The following is a 16,760-nucleotide window of genomic DNA, read 5'->3' on the forward strand; positions in this document are numbered from 1 at the left end:
TAGCACGATCGCCGGTTATCACCACTGATGACCGGCGCAGGGGATACCAAGTATCCCGATAATAAAAAAGAGGAATAAAATGGACATTAACGCCACAGCGACAGCGCTTATCCCCTTATTGGGCGGAAAAGAAAACATCGCCAGCGCCGCCCACTGCGCCACCCGTCTGCGTCTGGTACTGAACGATGACAGCCTGGCGAACAAGAAAGCCATTGAAAATGTCGAAGGGGTCAAAGGCTGCTTCCACAACGCAGGGCAGATTCAGATCATTTTCGGGACCGGCCTGGTCAATAAAGTCTATGCCGAATTCATTAAGGTCGCCGGTATCAGTGAATCCAGCAAATCCGAGGCCGCAACGCTGGCCGCCCGGAAACTGAACCCGCTGCAACGGCTGGCGCGCCTGCTGTCGAACATCTTTGTTCCCATCATTCCGGCCATTGTGGCATCCGGTCTGCTGATGGGCGTGCTCGGCCTGATCAAAACCTACGGCTGGGTCGACGCCGGCAGCGCGATTTTCATTATGCTGGATATGTTCAGCTCCGCCGCCTTCATCATCCTGCCTATTCTTATCGGCTTTACCGCCGCGCGGGAATTCGGCGGCAACCCTTATCTGGGCGCCACGCTGGGGGGGATCCTCACCCATCCGGCGCTGACCAATGCCTGGGGCGTGGCCGGCGGCTTCGAAACCATGAACCTGTTCGGTCTGGATATTGCCATGGTGGGTTATCAGGGCACGGTATTCCCGGTTCTGCTGGCCGTCTGGTTCATGAGTATGGTGGAAAAACGCCTGCGCAAAGTCGTGCCGGATGCGTTGGATATCATTGTTACGCCGTTCCTGACCGTGGTTATTTCCGGCTTTATTGCCTTGCTGATCATCGGCCCGGCAGGCCGTATGCTGGGCGACGCCATCTCTTTCGTACTGAGTACGCTGATTGCCCACGCTGGCTGGCTGGCCGGATTGCTGTTCGGCGGTCTCTATTCCGCGATTGTTATCACCGGCGTTCACCACAGTTTTCATGCCATTGAAGCCGGCCTGTTGGGGAATCCCAATATCGGGGTCAACTTCCTGTTGCCTATCTGGGCCATGGCTAACGTTGCGCAAGGCGGGGCTTGTCTGGCGGTGTATTTCAAAACTCGCGACGCTAAAATCAAAGCCATCGCCGTCCCTGCCGGCCTTTCCTGCCTGTTGGGGATTACCGAAGCAGCGATATTTGGTATTAATCTGCGCTTTATCAAACCATTCCTGGCAGCCCTTGCGGGCGGTGCGCTCGGCGGCGCGTGGGTCGTATTCAATCATGTCAGCATGACGGCGGTAGGATTGACCGGCTTCCCCGGGCTGGCAATCGTACAGGCAGGCTCTATGCTTAGCTACCTGATTGGTATGCTGATCGCCTTTAGTACAGCGTTTATCATTTCATCCCTGCTGAAATATAAAACGGATAGCGAATAATGAAAGAAGTCCACTTATTAAAGCGCATGGCGCACGCCCTGATGTCAGGTCAAAATCAGACTCATGATGATCCATACCGTCCGGCCTGGCATTTGTCGCCTAACGTTGGGCTACTCAACGATCCGAACGGGTTCATTCATCATAACGGGCGTTACCATCTGTTTTATCAGTGGAATCCTTTAGCCTGTGCCCACGGAGCAAAATTCTGGGGGCACTGGAGCTCAGCCGATTTGGTGCACTGGAGACACGAGCCTGTGGCGCTGGTTCCCAGTGAAAGCTATGAGACCCACGGCTGCTATTCAGGCTCCGCCGTGGCGGATAACGGTGCGATTACGCTGATTTACACCGGCAACGTCAAGTACGACGACGGCTCGCGTACGGCCTTCCAGTGTCTCGCCCGCGAGAACAACGATGGCGAATACGACAAACTGGGGCCGGTACTGACGCTGCCCGAAGGCTATACCGGCCATGTCCGCGACCCGAAAGTCTGGAAGCATGATGGCCGTTGGTACATGGTGTTGGGCGCGCAGGATAAAGCGCTACAGGGAAAAGTGCTGCTGTATCGCTCCAACGATCTGCTCGGTTGGGAACACGTGGCCGAAATCGCCGGTTCCCGGCTTGGCGGACTGGGTGATTTTGGCTACATGTGGGAATGCCCGGACTTATTCAGTCTGGGCGGTCAGGAGGTGTTGATCTGCTGCCCGCAAGGGCTGGCTGCGGAAGAAGAACGCTATCTCAATACTTTTCAGTCCGGCTACTTTATCGGCAAGCTGGATTATCAGAACGGCCATTATTCGCATCAGGATTTTAACGAACTGGATCTCGGTTTCGAATTTTATGCGCCGCAAACCACAGCAAGCGCCGACGGTCGTCGTTTGCTGTTTGGCTGGATGGGTATCCCTGACGAAAACGAGTTTTTCGCCCCGACCATTAAACAAGGGTGGATGCACACCATGACCTGCCCTCGGGAACTTACGCTACGTGAAGGCCGGATTTATCAACAGCCTGCCCGCGAGTTGCAACAGTTGCGCAGCGAGCCTTATGTTTGGCAGGGCACCGCCGACTATGCCCCGTCTCTTGCCGTCGAGAGCGCGGAAGTGCAATTGTCGATCCACGGGGAGTTCCAGCTCACGATCGCCTCGTTGTTGGTGCTGTGCTGGGACGGTGAACGTCTGACCCTGAGTCGGCGTAATCTGCGCACCGGCGAGTCCGAACACCGCTACTGGCGTGGAGATCTTTATCATTTACAGATCTTGTGCGATCGCTCCAGTATCGAAATTTTTATCAATGAGGGAGCCGCGGTGATGTCTACCCGCTATTTCCCGGAAGGCGACGCGACCCTTTCTTTCAGCGGATCCGGACGACTAACGCTACAGCACTGGCTGTTAGCGCCATGCGTGATAGAATAACATCCCCTTTTTTCTAACAGCAGACTCAGCGGTGAAACAGACTAAACGCGTAACAATCAGTGATATCGCCGCGCTGGCCGGTGTATCAAAATCCACCGCCAGTCTGGTACTGAATGGCCGTAGTAAAGAGTTCCGCGTTTCTGATGCCACCCGCGATCGCATTCTGCTGATTGCCCACGAGCAACGCTATCAGCCCAGTATCCATGCGCGTTCGTTGCGTTCCTCCCGCAGTAACACGCTGGGGCTGGTGGTGCCGGAAATGACCAACTACGGCTTCGCCGTTATCTCACGCGAGCTGGAAATGCTGTGTCGCGAAGCGGGATTACAGTTGCTGATCGCCTGTACGGATGAAAACGCCAGTCAGGAAATGATGGCGGTCAACAGCCTGGTGCAGCGTCAGGTTGATGGACTGATTGTCGCATCCAGCATGCTCAGCGATAGCGAATATCAGAAAATCAATCAACAGTTGCCGGTGGTGCAGTTTGACCGGGTGATTGGCGACTCCACCTTGCCGCTGGTGGTCTCCGAGGCCGTGGAGTCAACGGCGGAGATGGTGGAACGTATCGCTCGTCAGCACCGCGAGGAATTCTATTTTATTGGCGGCCAATCCCGCATCTCCCCTACCCGCGATCGTTTGGCGGGGTTCCAGTTGGGATTACAGCGTGCGGGTCTGGAATGTCGTCCTGAGTGGATTATTCATGGCAGCTACCATCCCAGTTCCGGCTATGAGATGTTCGCTCAGCTTTGCGCGACGCTGGGTCGCCCGCCCAAAGCGCTGTTCGTCGCCGCCTGCGGTTTGCAGGAAGGGGTTTTACGTTACCTGAATCAGCACAACCTGATGGAAAGCGATATCCGTCTGTGCAGCTTTGACGATCACTATCTGTTTGACTGTTTACCGTTGAAGATTGATACCGTCGCGCAGGATTGCGAAACGCTGGCAAGAAGCAGTTTTGAAATGATTACGCGCTTAATCGACCAGCAGCCGCTGGACGAGGACAAATGCTATATACCGACCCGGATACACTGGCGGCATCCTGATTCACGTCAGTAAATCAGGCGCCGCCGTGAACGTCGACCGCTATTCGGCGGCAGACTATTTGGCCGCGGATTCCGCGCCGACCAACCCGACCTTGAGATAGCCGGCTTTGCGCAGCGCATCCATAACGCGCATCATGGTTTCATAATCGACGCTTTTATCCGCCTGAAAGAAGATGGTGGTTTCTTTATTGGCGTTGGTTTTGGCATCCAGAGCCTGAGCCAGTGACGGTTCGTTAACCGCATCGTCTCCCACGTAGAGCTGCTTGTCCGCTTTCACCGTCAGGTAAACCGGTTTTTCCGGGCGCGGTTGAGGCGCGGCGGAAGAGGCGGGCAGGTCTACGCGAATGTCCACCGTTGCCAGCGGAGCCGCCACCATAAAAATGATCAGCAGAACCAACATGACATCAATAAACGGCGTCACGTTGATGTCATGCATCTCGCCATTGTCGCTCACATCATCGTTCAAGTGCATGGCCATGGCTTATCCCACCCGCAGTTTATGCGTCGATGACGCCACCCGGTTGTCATTGCTGGCCGCCACATCCAGATCGCGGCTCAGCAGCAGCAGCACCTGTGCGGCAACATCCCCCACCAGCGCCTTATAGCCGGCGATCCAGCGGGCGAAGACGTTATAAATCACCACGGCGGGGATGGCGGCAACCAGACCAATCGCCGTCGCCAACAAAGCCTCGGCGATACCCGGCGCGACGACGGCGAGATTCGTGGTCTGGGTTTGGGCAATACCGATAAAGCTATTCATGATGCCCCATACCGTACCAAACAGCCCGATAAACGGCGCCACCGCGCCGACCGTCGCCAGATAGCCGTTACCACGTCCCATATCACGCCCGGTCGCCGCGACGCGACGTTCCAGACGAAAAGCGGTACGTTCTTTAATGCCGTTGTTGTCGTCAGAACGGGCCGACAACTCTATTTCATTCTGCGCATCCGCCAGCAGTCGCTGCGCCACGCTGCCCGCTTTGAAAGCTTCTACGGTTGTTGCCGCATCATCCAGCGTTCTAGCCTGTTCCAAAGCCTGATATTCACGGCGCAGGCGACGCTTGGCGCCCATCAACTCCACGCTTTTACTGAAGAAAATCGCCCAGGTGATGACGGACGCCAGCAAAAGACCAATCATGACCGTCTTCACCACCCAATCGGCATGTTGATACATACCCCAGACAGAGAGATCGGTTTGCATCAGGTTATTCGTACCCGGCGCCGCGCTGATGGGCAGTGAAAGCGGTGAAGGGATCAGTGTTTCCGGTGTTGTTGCCGTAGCGGGAGAATCAGGGGCGGCGGAAAGATCAGGAATAACCGATGTCGCAGTATCGCCGGTGCTGTTCTCACCGGACAGCGGCGTTGCCGCAGGCGCTGCAAACGCATTTCCACTGAGTCCGGCAGTCAAAAGCAGAATAACCAGCACGCTACCGGAAAATACGCTGAACGCGCTACGTTTTTTTTGCCAGGCTGATGACACCTGTTGATTAATGTTACTGACAGCCGTATTCACGCTGTGCCTCCACCGTTAATCCATCACTAATGACACAAGAAATCAGCCTGAAATAATATCAAACCCTGAGCGAATTGATAGTTATTCTCATTATTATTTATAGTTGTTGAAGTATTTTTTTTCGTACTTACGCACGATCTGCTACCTCGTTTGCATCAGAAATAAGGGCATACATAAAGGAGAGAACAAGCTTGTCGGCAGCACAGAAAATGCCCTGAGGCATCAAATCCGCCGGCATAGGAGGTGGTATTTATATGCGGATAAAAAACGCCCGATGCAATGCATCGGGCGTTTTATCTGACCAGGACGATAAGAAAATCATCAATCCAGATAAGGAATTACAGCGCCGCGATCGTCGCCTGCTGTTCCAGCAATTTCGCTTTGGCAACGAAATAGCCATCCAGTTTTTCACGCTCTTTGGCAACCACGGCTTCCGGAGCGCGTCCCACAAAACCTTCGTTGGACAGTTTGCTTTCGATGCGGCCGATTTCAGCTTCGATTCTGGCCACTTCCTTCGCCAGACGATCCAGCTCCGCGGCCTTATCGACCAGACCGGCCATTGGGATCAACAGCTCAGCCCCTTCGACCAGTTTGGTCACGGAAACCGGGCCTTTATCACCCGCCGGCAGCAGCGTAATGCTTTCCAGACGCGCCAGCGTCTGGATAAAGCTGCGGTTCTCTTCTACCCGACGCCGGGCTTCGGCGCTGGCATCGCGCAGCAACACTGCCAGCGGTTTACCCGGGGCAATGTTCATTTCCGCACGGATGTTACGCACGGCAATAATCGTCTGCTTGATCCATTCGAGATCGTTCAGCGCCTGCGTATCTTCCTGTGCCGCATCGTACTCAGGGAAAGGCTGCAACATTATCGTATCGGCGGTAATGCCTTTCAGCACTTTCACCCGTTGCCAGATGGTTTCCGTGATAAACGGAATGATCGGGTGCGCAAGACGCAGCAGCGCTTCCAGCACGTTCACCAGCGTATGGCGCGTGCCGCGCAGTTCCGCTTCCGTTCCGCCATTCATCACCGGCTTCGCCAGCTCCAGATACCAGTCACAGAACTGGTTCCAGGTGAATTCGTACAGAATGTTGGCGGCGATATCGAAACGATAGCTGTCCAGCGCTTCGCGATAGGCTTTCACCGTGCGGTTGAATTCAGCCAGGATCCAGCGATCGGCCAGCGACAGTACTTTTTCCCCGTCGTTGAAACCACAATCCTGATCTTCGGTATTCATCAGCACGAAACGGCTGGCGTTCCACAGCTTGTTACAGAAGTTGCGATAGCCTTCCAGGCGCTTCATGTCCCAGTTGATATCGCGACCGGTGGATGCCAGCGCCGCCAGCGTAAAACGCAGCGCGTCCGTACCGTGCGGCTCAATGCCGTTCGGGAACTGCTTCTCGGTGCGCTTACGGATTTTCTCCGCCAGTTGAGGCTGCATCATATTGCCGGTACGTTTTTCCAGCAGCGCGTCTAAAGAAATGCCGTCCACCATATCCAGCGGGTCAATCACGTTCCCTTTGGATTTCGACATTTTCTGGCCTTCCTCGTCACGGATCAGACCTGTCATATATACGGTGTGGAACGGAACCTGCGGCTTGCCGTTTTCATCTTTGATAAAGTGCATGGTCAGCATGATCATGCGGGCAATCCAGAAGAAGATGATGTCGAAACCGCTGACCATCACGCTGCTGGGATGGAACGCTTTCAACTCCGGCGTCTGTTCCGGCCAACCCAGCGTGGAGAACGTCCACAGACCGGACGAGAACCAGGTATCCAGTACATCTTCGTCCTGATTCAGCGCGACATCGTCAGACAGATTATTTTCACGACGAGCTTCCGCCTCATCACGGCCGACATAGACATTGCCGTCGGCGTCATACCAGGCCGGGATACGGTGGCCCCACCATAGCTGACGGGAGATACACCAGTCCTGAATGTCGCGCATCCAGCTGAAGTACATATTTTCGTACTGCTTGGGCACGAACTGGATTTCACCCTGTTCGACGGCCTCGATCGCTACTTTTGCCAGCGGCGCCGTGCGCACATACCACTGGTCAGTAAGCATCGGTTCAATCACCACGCCGCCGCGATCGCCGTAGGGAACGGTCAAATCGTGGGCCTTGATTTCTTCCAGCAGGCCAAGCTCATCGAATGCCGCCACCACGGCTTTACGCGCGGCAAAACGCTCCAGACCACGGAAGGATTCCGGGATATCGCGGCCGTAAGCGGTACTGGCTTCGCCGTTGGTATCAAATACTTCAGTTTCCTGACGAATATCGCCGTCAAACGTCAGAATATTGATCATCGGAAGCTGATGGCGTTTGCCCACTTCGTAGTCGTTGAAATCGTGCGCCGGCGTAATTTTCACGCAGCCGGTGCCTTTTTCCATATCGGCGTGTTCGTCACCGACGATTTTGATACGGCGGTTAACCAACGGCAGGATCACGTCTTTGCCAATCAGGTCTTTATAACGCGGATCTTCCGGGTTTACCGCCACGCCGGTATCGCCCAGCATGGTTTCAGGACGGGTGGTGGCGACCACCAGATAATCTTTGCCTTCGGCGGTTTTAACGCCGTCGGCCAGCGGATAGCGCAGGTGCCACATGGAACCTTTTACATCACGGTTTTCAACCTCCAGATCGGAAATCGCGGTGCGCAGTTTCGGGTCCCAGTTCACCAGACGTTTGCCGCGATAAATCAGATCCTCTTTATAAAGGCGCACAAACACTTCTTTCACCGCGTTGGACAACCCTTCGTCCATGGTGAAACGCTCACGCTCCCAGTCGACGGAGTTACCCAGACGACGCATCTGACGGGTAATGGTGCCGCCAGACTCGGCTTTCCACTGCCAGATTTTATCGATAAACGCGTCCCGGCCGTAATCATGGCGGGTTTTGCCCTCTTCCGCCGCGATCTTGCGCTCAACCACCATCTGGGTGGCGATGCCGGCGTGATCGGTACCCGCCTGCCACAGCGTATTTTTCCCCTGCATACGCTGATAGCGGATCAGCGTATCCATAATGGTTTGCTGAAAAGCATGACCCATATGCAAACTGCCGGTGACGTTGGGCGGCGGGATCATGATACTGAAGCTTCCCTGGCTCGCGTCGCCGTTCGGCTTGAAATAGCCTTGTTCTTCCCAGCGCTCGTAAAGCGGCTGCTCGATATCTTGCGGGTTATATTTCGTTTCCATTATGCTCAAAATTCAGTGAGTTGGCGGCTTGGCCGTAGTCAATTGAAAGCCGACGCTGCGATAGGCCTTATAGCGGTCGCGCGCCAACTGTTTCAGGGATTCTTCGTAAGGGACAAAGTCTATCACTTCATGGAAAGCGGTGGCAAAATCCGCGAAATGCGGCAACAGGCTGATCAGCAGATCCCGCGGGGCATTTCCCCGCCGCTCGGGCCAGGCCAGTTCGACCGGCGCCCCCTGGCGCGGCCCCTCGCCCGCCAGATTATGCGGAACGAACGAATGGGGATCGCGTTGCCACAGCGCTTCATCCAGCCGGACAGCCTGCTGCTCATTCTCACAGGCAATCAACACGCGCTTTCCCGCGCGCCAACGTTCTGCCGCCAGCGAGCAGGCCAGCGCCTCAAAGGCGCTAAGCTCACCGCTTCTGCTATCGTGTTCAAGAAGATAGAACGTTGCGTTTTTCATTATCTACACTATTGATAAAGGCCGGAAAACCCGGCCCGTTATTGCAGGTTTATTCAGACGCCGCTTACCGCGCCTGACAGATTGCCATCATTCTACGTCGTTCAGACCGGCACGATTAAGCAGGAACTGCGACAACAGCGCCACCGGGCGACCGGTAGCGCCCTTGGCTTTGCCTGAACGCCAGGCCGTACCGGCGATATCCAGATGCGCCCAGCTATACTTACGCGTAAAGCGCGACAGGAAACAGCCGGCGGTAATGGCGCCGCCGGGACGGCCGCCAATGTTTGCCATATCGGCGAAATTGGATTCCAGCTGTTCCTGGAACTCATCGGTCAGCGGTAAACGCCAGGCGCGGTCGCCAGATTGTTCGGAAGCGCTCAGCAGCTCATGCGCCAGCGGATTATGGTTCGCCATCAATCCGGTGATGTGATGGCCGAGCGCAATCACGCAGGCGCCGGTCAGCGTCGCAATGTCGATGACCACATCCGGCTCATAACGCTCAACGTAGGTCAAGGTATCACACAGCACCAGACGGCCTTCCGCATCGGTATTCAGCACTTCCACCGTCTGCCCCGACATGGTGGTCAGCACATCGCCCGGACGGTAAGATCGCCCGTCGACCATATTTTCACAGCCCGCCAACACGCCGATAATATTCAGCGGCAGCGCCAGTTCCGCGGCCATGCGCATAACGCCGTAAACCGTGGCGGCGCCGCACATGTCGTATTTCATTTCATCCATACTGTCGGCAGGCTTGATGGACACGCCGCCGGAGTCAAACGTCAGGCCTTTACCGACCAGCACAATCGGCCGGGCGTCCGCCGACGGATCGCCTTTATATTCGATGACGGACATCAGCGATTCATTCTGAGACCCCTGACCGACCGCCAGATACGCATTCATGCCCAGCTCTTTCATCTGCTGTTCGCCAATCACGCGGGTGATAATATTCTGGCTGTAGGTATCGGCCAGTTGGCGCGCCTGCGACGCCAGATAGGCGGCGTTACAGATATTGGGCGGCATATTGCCAAGATCTTTCGCCGCCTTGATACCGGCGGCAATCGCCAGACCGTGCTGAATAGCGCGCTCGCCGCTGGTCAGTTCGCGACGCGTCGGCACGTTGAACACCATTTTACGCAGCGGACGGCGCAGTTCGACTTTGTTGCTCTTGAGCTGATCAAAGGTATAGAGCGATTCTTTCGCGGTTTCGACGGCCTGGCGCACTTTCCAATAGGTATTTCGCCCTTTGACGTGCAGTTCGGTCAGAAAACAGACCGCTTCCATTGAACCGGTTTCATTCAGCGCGTTGATGGTTTTCTGAATAACCTGTTTGTATTGACGCTCATCAAGCTCGCGCTCTTTGCCGCAGCCAATCAGCAAAATACGTTCTGAAAGAATGTTGGGTACATGGTGCAATAACAATGATTGCCCCACTTTGCCTTCTAATTCACCGCGGCGCAGCAACGCGCTGATATAGCCGTCGCTGATTTTATCGAGCTGCTCGGCAATTGGGGACAGGCGACGCGGTTCAAACACGCCGACGACAATGCATGCACTGCGTTGTTTTTCCGGGCTACCGCTTTTTACGCTGAACTCCATGTACTCTCCTGAATCTTAAAGACAAAGGCGGGATCAACGGCTAGAATGTTCCACTCCGTAATACTTTCCCGCCGTTGCGTTAACATACCTGTGTTAATCTTGACGACGTAACGAATCTGTTTTGGTGACTATAAGCAGGTTCTGATACAACAGCCTAAACACAGTATGTTGTAATACAGTTTTAGCTACGAGGTTGCCACAAATGAGTATAAATGGCGAGTTAGCGAAGAAACTATCTATTTTCCTGCAAAAAGACAAGTTTTCACAGGCGTAATTAAGCGTGATCATCATTCGATATCTGGTACGGGAAACATTTAAAAGCCAATTGGCCATCCTTTTCATTCTGTTGCTGATTTTCTTTTGCCAGAAATTAGTGCGGATACTGGGTGCCGCCGTTGACGGCGAGATCCCGACAAATTTGGTTATCTCCCTGCTGGGATTAGGCGTGCCGGAGATGATCCAGCTCATTTTGCCGTTAAGCCTGTTTCTTGGGTTATTGATGACATTTGGCCGTCTGTATGCAGAAAGCGAGATCACGGTGATGCATGCCTGCGGGCTGGGAAAACGCGTGCTGCTAAAAGCCGCGCTGGCGCTGGCGCTGCTGACGGCCGCAATAGCGACCATCAACGTGCTGTGGGTCAGCCCCTGGTCTTCTCGGCATCAGGAAGTGGTGCTGGCGGAAGCAAAAGCCAACCCCGGCATGGCAACATTGGTCGAAGGACAGTTTCAGTCGGCTCAGGGCGGCAACGCGGTGCTGTTTGTCGGCAACGTCAGCGGTCAGGAGTTTGAACACGTGTTTCTGGCGCAGTTGCGGCCCAGCGGAAACGCTCGGCCTTCCGTGGTGGTGGCCGATCGCGGACACGTCACGCAGAATAGCGAAGGCTCGCAGGTGGTGACGCTGGATAACGGTTCCCGCTATGAAGGAACCGCGCTGTTACGCGATTTCCGTATCACGGACTTCACCAACTATCAGGCGGTGATTGGTCACCAAACGGTGACGCTTGATAGCAGCGATGTTGAACAGATGAGTATTCGGGCGCTGTGGCATTCGAACGAGCATGACGCGCGGGCCGAGTTTCACTGGCGTTTAACGCTGATTGTATCGGTATTCATCATGGCGCTGATGGTGGTTCCGCTGAGCGCGGTCAACCCGCGGCAAGGGCGTGTGTTGAGCATGCTGCCGGCGATGCTGCTATATCTGATTTTCTTCCTGCTGCAAAGCTCGCTGCGCTCCAACGCCAGCAAAGGAAAAATAGATCCCATGCTTTGGATCTGGCTGACGAACCTGGTGTATTTCGGCATTGCGGTGGCGCTCAACCTATGGGACAGCGTTCCGCTGCGCAGAGTGCGCGCCCGTCTTAAATTACAAGGAGCGGCCTGATGTTTGGCGTACTGGACCGCTATATCGGTAAAACCATTTTCAATACCATCATGATGACCCTCTTCATGCTGGTATCCCTGTCCGGCATCATCAAGTTTGTCGATCAGTTACGTAAGGTCGGACAAGGCGGCTATTCGGCATTCGGCGCCGGGCTTTATACGTTGCTCAGCGTACCCAAAGACATTGAAATCTTCTTCCCAATGGCCGCGCTGCTCGGTGCTTTGCTGGGTCTCGGAACGCTGGCCACCCGCAGTGAGCTGGTGGTGATGCAGGCCGCGGGATTTACCCGTCTGCAAATCGCCTCCGCCGTCATGAAAACTGCCATTCCGCTGGTATTACTTACCATGGCGATAGGCGAATGGGTATCGCCGCAGGGTGAGCAGATGGCGCGCAACTACCGTTCGCAGATGATGTACGGCGGTTCGATGCTCTCTACGCAAAATGGCCTGTGGGCAAAAGACGGCAATGACTTCATTTATATTGAACGCGTTGTGGGCGACAGCGAGCTTGCCGGCGTCAATATTTACCATTTCGACCAACAAAACAAACTGCTGTCCGTTCGCTATGCGGCGTCCGCCTCTTTCGATAATGGCGTATGGAAACTCACTCAGGTTGACGAGTCCGACCTGAGCGATGGAAAACAGATTGGCGGCAGCCAGACGCTGAGCGGTGAATGGAGAACCAACCTGACGCCCGATAAACTGGGCGTGGTGGCGCTGGAACCTGACTCGCTTTCTATTCGCGGGCTGCGCGATTACGCCGCCTACCTGAAGCAAAGCGGACAGGAATCGAGCCGTTACCAGCTCAATATGTGGAGCAAGATATTTGCGCCGCTATCCGTCGCCGTAATGATGCTAATGGCGCTGTCGTTCATCTTTGGCCCGCTACGCAGCGTGCCGGCCGGCGCCCGTATCGTCATCGGCATCAGTTTCGGTTTCCTGTTCTACCTGCTGAATGAAATCTTTCGACCGCTCAGTCTGGTGTACGGCATTCCTCCGATACTGGGCGCCGTATTACCGAGCGCCGTGTTCTTGGTCATCAGCGTGGCGCTGCTGCTCAAACGTCGTTAAGGTAAACTGAACAGATAAAAGGCGCTGGCCGGGCAACCGCTCAGCGCTTTTTTGTCGGCGGCGACATCCAGGTACAACGTAAAAGTGCCCTTCCCTGCCCCCGAAAGCGCGATAACACCTTGCCAAAGATGATTTTTTCAGCACTTAACCCGGCACCGGACGGATTAGAGTTGCGCCCGAGTCGGCAAAAGGTATAATGCACCCGTTTTCCGCATACTACTTTCAGTGCCGAAGTGGCGAAATCGGTAGACGCAGTTGATTCAAAATCAACCGTAGAAATACGTGCCGGTTCGAGTCCGGCCTTCGGCACCATTAGTATGTAAATAGACCTCAACTGAGGTCTTTTTTTATGTCTAAAATCCAGTCCCCGCAAGGCTTTTCCCCGCTTTTCAGTCAACCGACATCAATCTGAGTTACCCCACATCAACATGCTTGTGAGTATAGAACCGAGTATATATGCTGGTTCGATAATACTTATATACTCACGGCAGCACATGGAAGGAGAACTTTTATGGCTCTGACAGATATCAAAGTGCGTTCTGCAAAACCGCAGGAAAAGGAGTACACCCTTGTCGATGGGGATGGCATGTTTTTGCTTATTCATCCCAACGGCTCAAAATACTGGCGGTTCCGTTTTCGCTTTGGTGGTAATCAGCACCTGATGGCGTTTGGGGTTTATCCTGAAACTTCGTTAGCCGATGCGAGGCAGAAGAGGGACGAGTCCAGAAAGCTGGTTGCTGCTGGTATCGATCCTCGCGAACATAAGCGTGCTGTAAAGGAGGAGAAGGCGAAAGAGGCCATTACCTTTGAGTCAGTTGCCAGGGAGTGGCATGCAACTAACAATAAATGGTCAGAGGAACACAGTCGGAGGGTGCTGAAGAGCCTGGAAGACAATCTGTTCCCTACAATTGGGAAGCGGAGTATTGATAGTTTCAGCACACGCGATCTCCTTGTACCTATTAAAGTAGTTGAGGCTACAGGGCGACTTGAAGTTGCTTCACGTCTTCAGCAGCGTACTAATGCGATTATGCGTTATGCAGTGCAAAGTGGTTTGATTGATTACAACCCAGCTCAAGAAATGGCTGGTGCTGTCGCTTCCAGTAACCGTGTCCACCGTCCAGCGCTTGATTTGAAACGCTTACCTGAATTACTTCATCGAATCGACGGTTACACGGGACGCCAAATGACCCGTCTGGCTGTTGAGCTCACGTTATTAATCTTTATTCGTTCTAGTGAATTGCGCTTTGCCCGCTGGTCTGAGATCGATTTCGATACGGCAATGTGGACGATACCGGCGGAACGAGAAGCTATTGAAGGAGTGAAGCACTCTCAACGTGGTTCTAAAATGCGTACACCTCATCTGGTGCCATTGTCTCACCAGGCTTTAGCAATCCTCAGACAGGTTCACAAGCTTAGTGGCGAGCGCGATTTTGTTTTCGTTGGGGATCACAACCCTCGTAAACCGATGAGTGAAAACACGGTGAACAAGGCGCTGCGCGTGATGGGATACGACACGAAGGTTGAGGTTTGCGGGCATGGATTTAGGACGATGGCATGTAGCTCGTTGATTGAATCGGGGTTGTGGTCGAGGGATGCGGTAGAACGGCAGATGAGCCATATGGAGCGTAACTCTGTAAGAGCTGCTTACATTCATAAGGCTGAGCATTTGGACGAGCGAAGATTGATGCTGCAATGGTGGGCGGATTATCTGGATGCGAATCGGGAGAGTGGGATTACGCCGTTTGACTATGCAAAAATCAATCGGGGTAATATTTAGTGTATATGTTTAATTAATATACAACTAATCAACCAGCTTCACTTTGGAAGCTGGTTGATGGATGGATTTGATCCGCCAGCTCTGGATGTGTTTCGTGGACGGATAGGAAAATATACAATGTTGAAATTGCTCGTGATGAATGTGTTAAAGAGCCTATAGATATCATGGGTTAGCTTTTATACAATAGGTGAATTCTTACTTTAGAGAACATGAACTCATGAGCGCAATCACATTACGTAAAGCGTTGGGTGTACTTGCGAAGTCATCTTCGTTTTCCGTCACCACCGTGACACACCGTCAGAAGGATGAGTTCGATCAGTTAAAGGAACAACTCTTTGTTAAACAAGAGATTGAAACCGAGTTACAACGCTATCTGGATGTTGCTAAACCCGGTGAAATCATTTTTTTATGCGGTAGTAGCGGGGACGGAAAGTCCGAAATTTTAACCCGCTGTCAGTCAGATCCGCGTTATCAGCGGCGGTTTAATTTCCATCTGGATGCCACTCATAGCTTTGCCCCTCGACAATCAGCCATTGATGCTTTGAATGAGTTATTTGCTAATCATCATCAGCAGTCATCTCCGTTGCTCATTGGCATCAACACCGGAATGCTTGCTAACTTTGCCCGAGAAGGCGCTGAATGCCACAGGGTGATCCGGTCTGCAATTGACTCATTTTTATCAGGGCAGCAGGATGCAAGCCGTCCTTACCGTAACGAGAATTGTTCTTTTTTTGATTTTGAACATTACCCTAAATTCCAGTTTGACGAAAATAAACAATATTCATCATTTATTAAGACCTTATTAGATAATTTAACTCGTGATGATGATAATAATTTATTTCAGTTTATTTTTCGGCGCGATGAGTCAATTAATCCAGATCTAAAAGAGGTCGCAAACTTTAAATTGCTTTGCATGCCAGGCGTGCAGGATGTATTAATTACGCAGCTCTTTAAAGCGCGATTAATTAAAGACCAATTTGTAACGACCCGAACGCTGTTGGATTTTTTGCATCATCTGCTGATGGGGCCTGGCTACTTATTTGATAATCTCTTCACCGGTGCAGAAAATGATCTGATTAAAAAAGTTTCCGATTTTGATCCCGCCAGATTGCACACCTATGAACTTGATCAGTTTGTTTTGCGCTATGAACTGGGGCTGGTTGATGCTGATCTCGATGATTTTTTAGCCGCACTTGAGCCGTTGCACATTAAGTTTGATCGCCAGAGCGTTAAGTCTGGTGACGCAACCTGCTTGATCCGGCTTTTCTGGCTGTTGCAGTACGAGTCATTGGGTAATGATTATCATCGGAAATTTTCCGCGTTCTTTAACGAATCGCTGTTTGAACGTTACTCAGAAATCTGGCACTTGCATAGTAATTACACAGCAGATCCGGAGCAAAAAAGGTCACTGAATCGCTTCTATGCTTTTGAGCTTATTGCTGGTATCCAGCGCTATGCTAACCGCAAAGCGCCTGAATTAAGTATGCAAAAAGAAGAGTTCTTTTTGGGTGAGTTCGGAGGTGTTAAAATAACCGCGCCGGTAGAGATAAAGCCTGACTGGGACTCTATTCGTAATAAACACACGGCTCATCCTACCGGCTTTGATATATATTTAAAGGTGGGGTGTAACGCACTTCCTCCTGTTCACATTGGGCTCAATCTCTTTGAACTTTTGCACAAATTGAACAATGGATATCGTCCGAATAAATACGATAAAAATGCCATAGTTCTGCTGGATGAACTCGTTGAATTAATTGCCGAACAAGCTAAATCTAGCCGCGATATAAAATTTTATGATGGCAGATTCCGAGTCTATCGCGCAAAAGCAGATGACGACATAATATCAATTAGCTGCATGGAGGGATAA

Annotated in this window: 12 protein-coding genes and 1 tRNA gene; 8 read left to right on the forward strand and 5 right to left on the reverse strand. The window is 53.0% G+C overall.

The annotated features are described in order from the left end of the window. The first annotated feature begins 79 nt into the window (after positions 1 to 79). From HOY33_RS11230 to HOY33_RS11240, 3 genes are read left to right on the forward strand one after another with little or no spacing between them, the layout of a single operon-like run. A complete protein-coding gene (locus HOY33_RS11230) occupies positions 80 to 1,450 on the forward strand; it encodes a sucrose-specific PTS transporter subunit IIBC (RefSeq protein WP_172290294.1) in 1,371 nt (456 codons plus the stop codon). Beyond that, complete coding sequence (locus tag HOY33_RS11235; RefSeq protein ID WP_172290295.1) at positions 1,450 to 2,859, forward strand: sucrose-6-phosphate hydrolase; 1,410 nt, start codon at positions 1,450 to 1,452, stop codon at positions 2,857 to 2,859. Before HOY33_RS11230 ends, HOY33_RS11235 begins: the two co-directional genes overlap by 1 nt. A 31-nt stretch (positions 2,860 to 2,890) precedes the next feature. Further along, positions 2,891 to 3,910, forward strand: a complete 1,020-nt coding sequence (locus HOY33_RS11240) for a substrate-binding domain-containing protein (RefSeq protein WP_172290296.1) — start codon at positions 2,891 to 2,893, stop codon at positions 3,908 to 3,910. Between the two features lie 42 nt (positions 3,911 to 3,952). On the opposite strand, the gene exbD is transcribed toward HOY33_RS11240, so the two are convergent. From exbD to pepA, 5 genes are all read right to left on the reverse strand, one after another. Next, complete coding sequence (gene exbD / locus HOY33_RS11245) at positions 3,953 to 4,375, reverse strand: TonB system transport protein ExbD (RefSeq protein WP_172290297.1); 423 nt, start codon at positions 4,373 to 4,375, stop codon at positions 3,953 to 3,955. A gap of 3 nt (positions 4,376 to 4,378) precedes the next feature. Next, the gene (exbB, locus tag HOY33_RS11250; protein WP_172290298.1) at positions 4,379 to 5,410 is read right to left on the reverse strand and encodes a tol-pal system-associated acyl-CoA thioesterase; all 1,032 of its coding nucleotides are present in this window, start codon (positions 5,408 to 5,410) and stop codon (positions 4,379 to 4,381) included. Positions 5,411 to 5,748: 338 nt separating this feature from the next. Further along, positions 5,749 to 8,604, reverse strand: a complete 2,856-nt coding sequence (locus HOY33_RS11255) for a valine--tRNA ligase (protein WP_172290299.1) — start codon at positions 8,602 to 8,604, stop codon at positions 5,749 to 5,751. Between the two features lie 12 nt (positions 8,605 to 8,616). Continuing rightward, positions 8,617 to 9,066, reverse strand: coding sequence for a DNA polymerase III subunit chi (locus HOY33_RS11260; protein ID WP_172290300.1), 450 nt, complete (start codon positions 9,064 to 9,066; stop codon positions 8,617 to 8,619). 87 nt (positions 9,067 to 9,153) lie between these two features. Continuing rightward, positions 9,154 to 10,665 (reverse strand): leucyl aminopeptidase, encoded by a 1,512-nt coding sequence (gene pepA, locus HOY33_RS11265; protein WP_172290301.1) that lies wholly within the window; start codon positions 10,663 to 10,665, stop codon positions 9,154 to 9,156. A gap of 280 nt (positions 10,666 to 10,945) precedes the next feature. Between pepA and lptF the strand changes: the two genes are divergently transcribed. The 5 genes from lptF to dptF all read left to right on the forward strand — a co-directional run bounded on the left by lptF (position 10,946) and on the right by dptF (position 16,760). Further along, positions 10,946 to 12,046, forward strand: coding sequence for an LPS export ABC transporter permease LptF (gene lptF, locus HOY33_RS11270; RefSeq protein ID WP_172290302.1), 1,101 nt, complete (start codon positions 10,946 to 10,948; stop codon positions 12,044 to 12,046). Further along, on the forward strand, positions 12,046 to 13,116 hold the full coding sequence (gene lptG, locus HOY33_RS11275; protein WP_172290303.1) for an LPS export ABC transporter permease LptG: 1,071 nt from the start codon (positions 12,046 to 12,048) through the stop codon (positions 13,114 to 13,116). The genes lptF and lptG overlap by 1 nt, the downstream gene beginning before the upstream one ends. A gap of 227 nt (positions 13,117 to 13,343) precedes the next feature. Next, positions 13,344 to 13,428, forward strand: a tRNA-Leu gene (locus HOY33_RS11280). Between the two features lie 199 nt (positions 13,429 to 13,627). Then, complete coding sequence (locus tag HOY33_RS11285) at positions 13,628 to 14,893, forward strand: integrase arm-type DNA-binding domain-containing protein (protein WP_172290304.1); 1,266 nt, start codon at positions 13,628 to 13,630, stop codon at positions 14,891 to 14,893. Positions 14,894 to 15,110: 217 nt separating this feature from the next. After that, positions 15,111 to 16,760 carry a DNA phosphorothioation-dependent restriction protein DptF gene (dptF, locus tag HOY33_RS11290; protein WP_172290305.1) on the forward strand — a complete coding sequence of 550 codons (1,650 nt, stop codon included), beginning with the start codon at positions 15,111 to 15,113 and terminating at the stop codon, positions 16,758 to 16,760.

The sequence above is a fragment of the Brenneria sp. hezel4-2-4 genome (genome assembly GCF_013155275.1).
GTDB lineage: Bacteria > Pseudomonadota > Gammaproteobacteria > Enterobacterales > Enterobacteriaceae > Brenneria.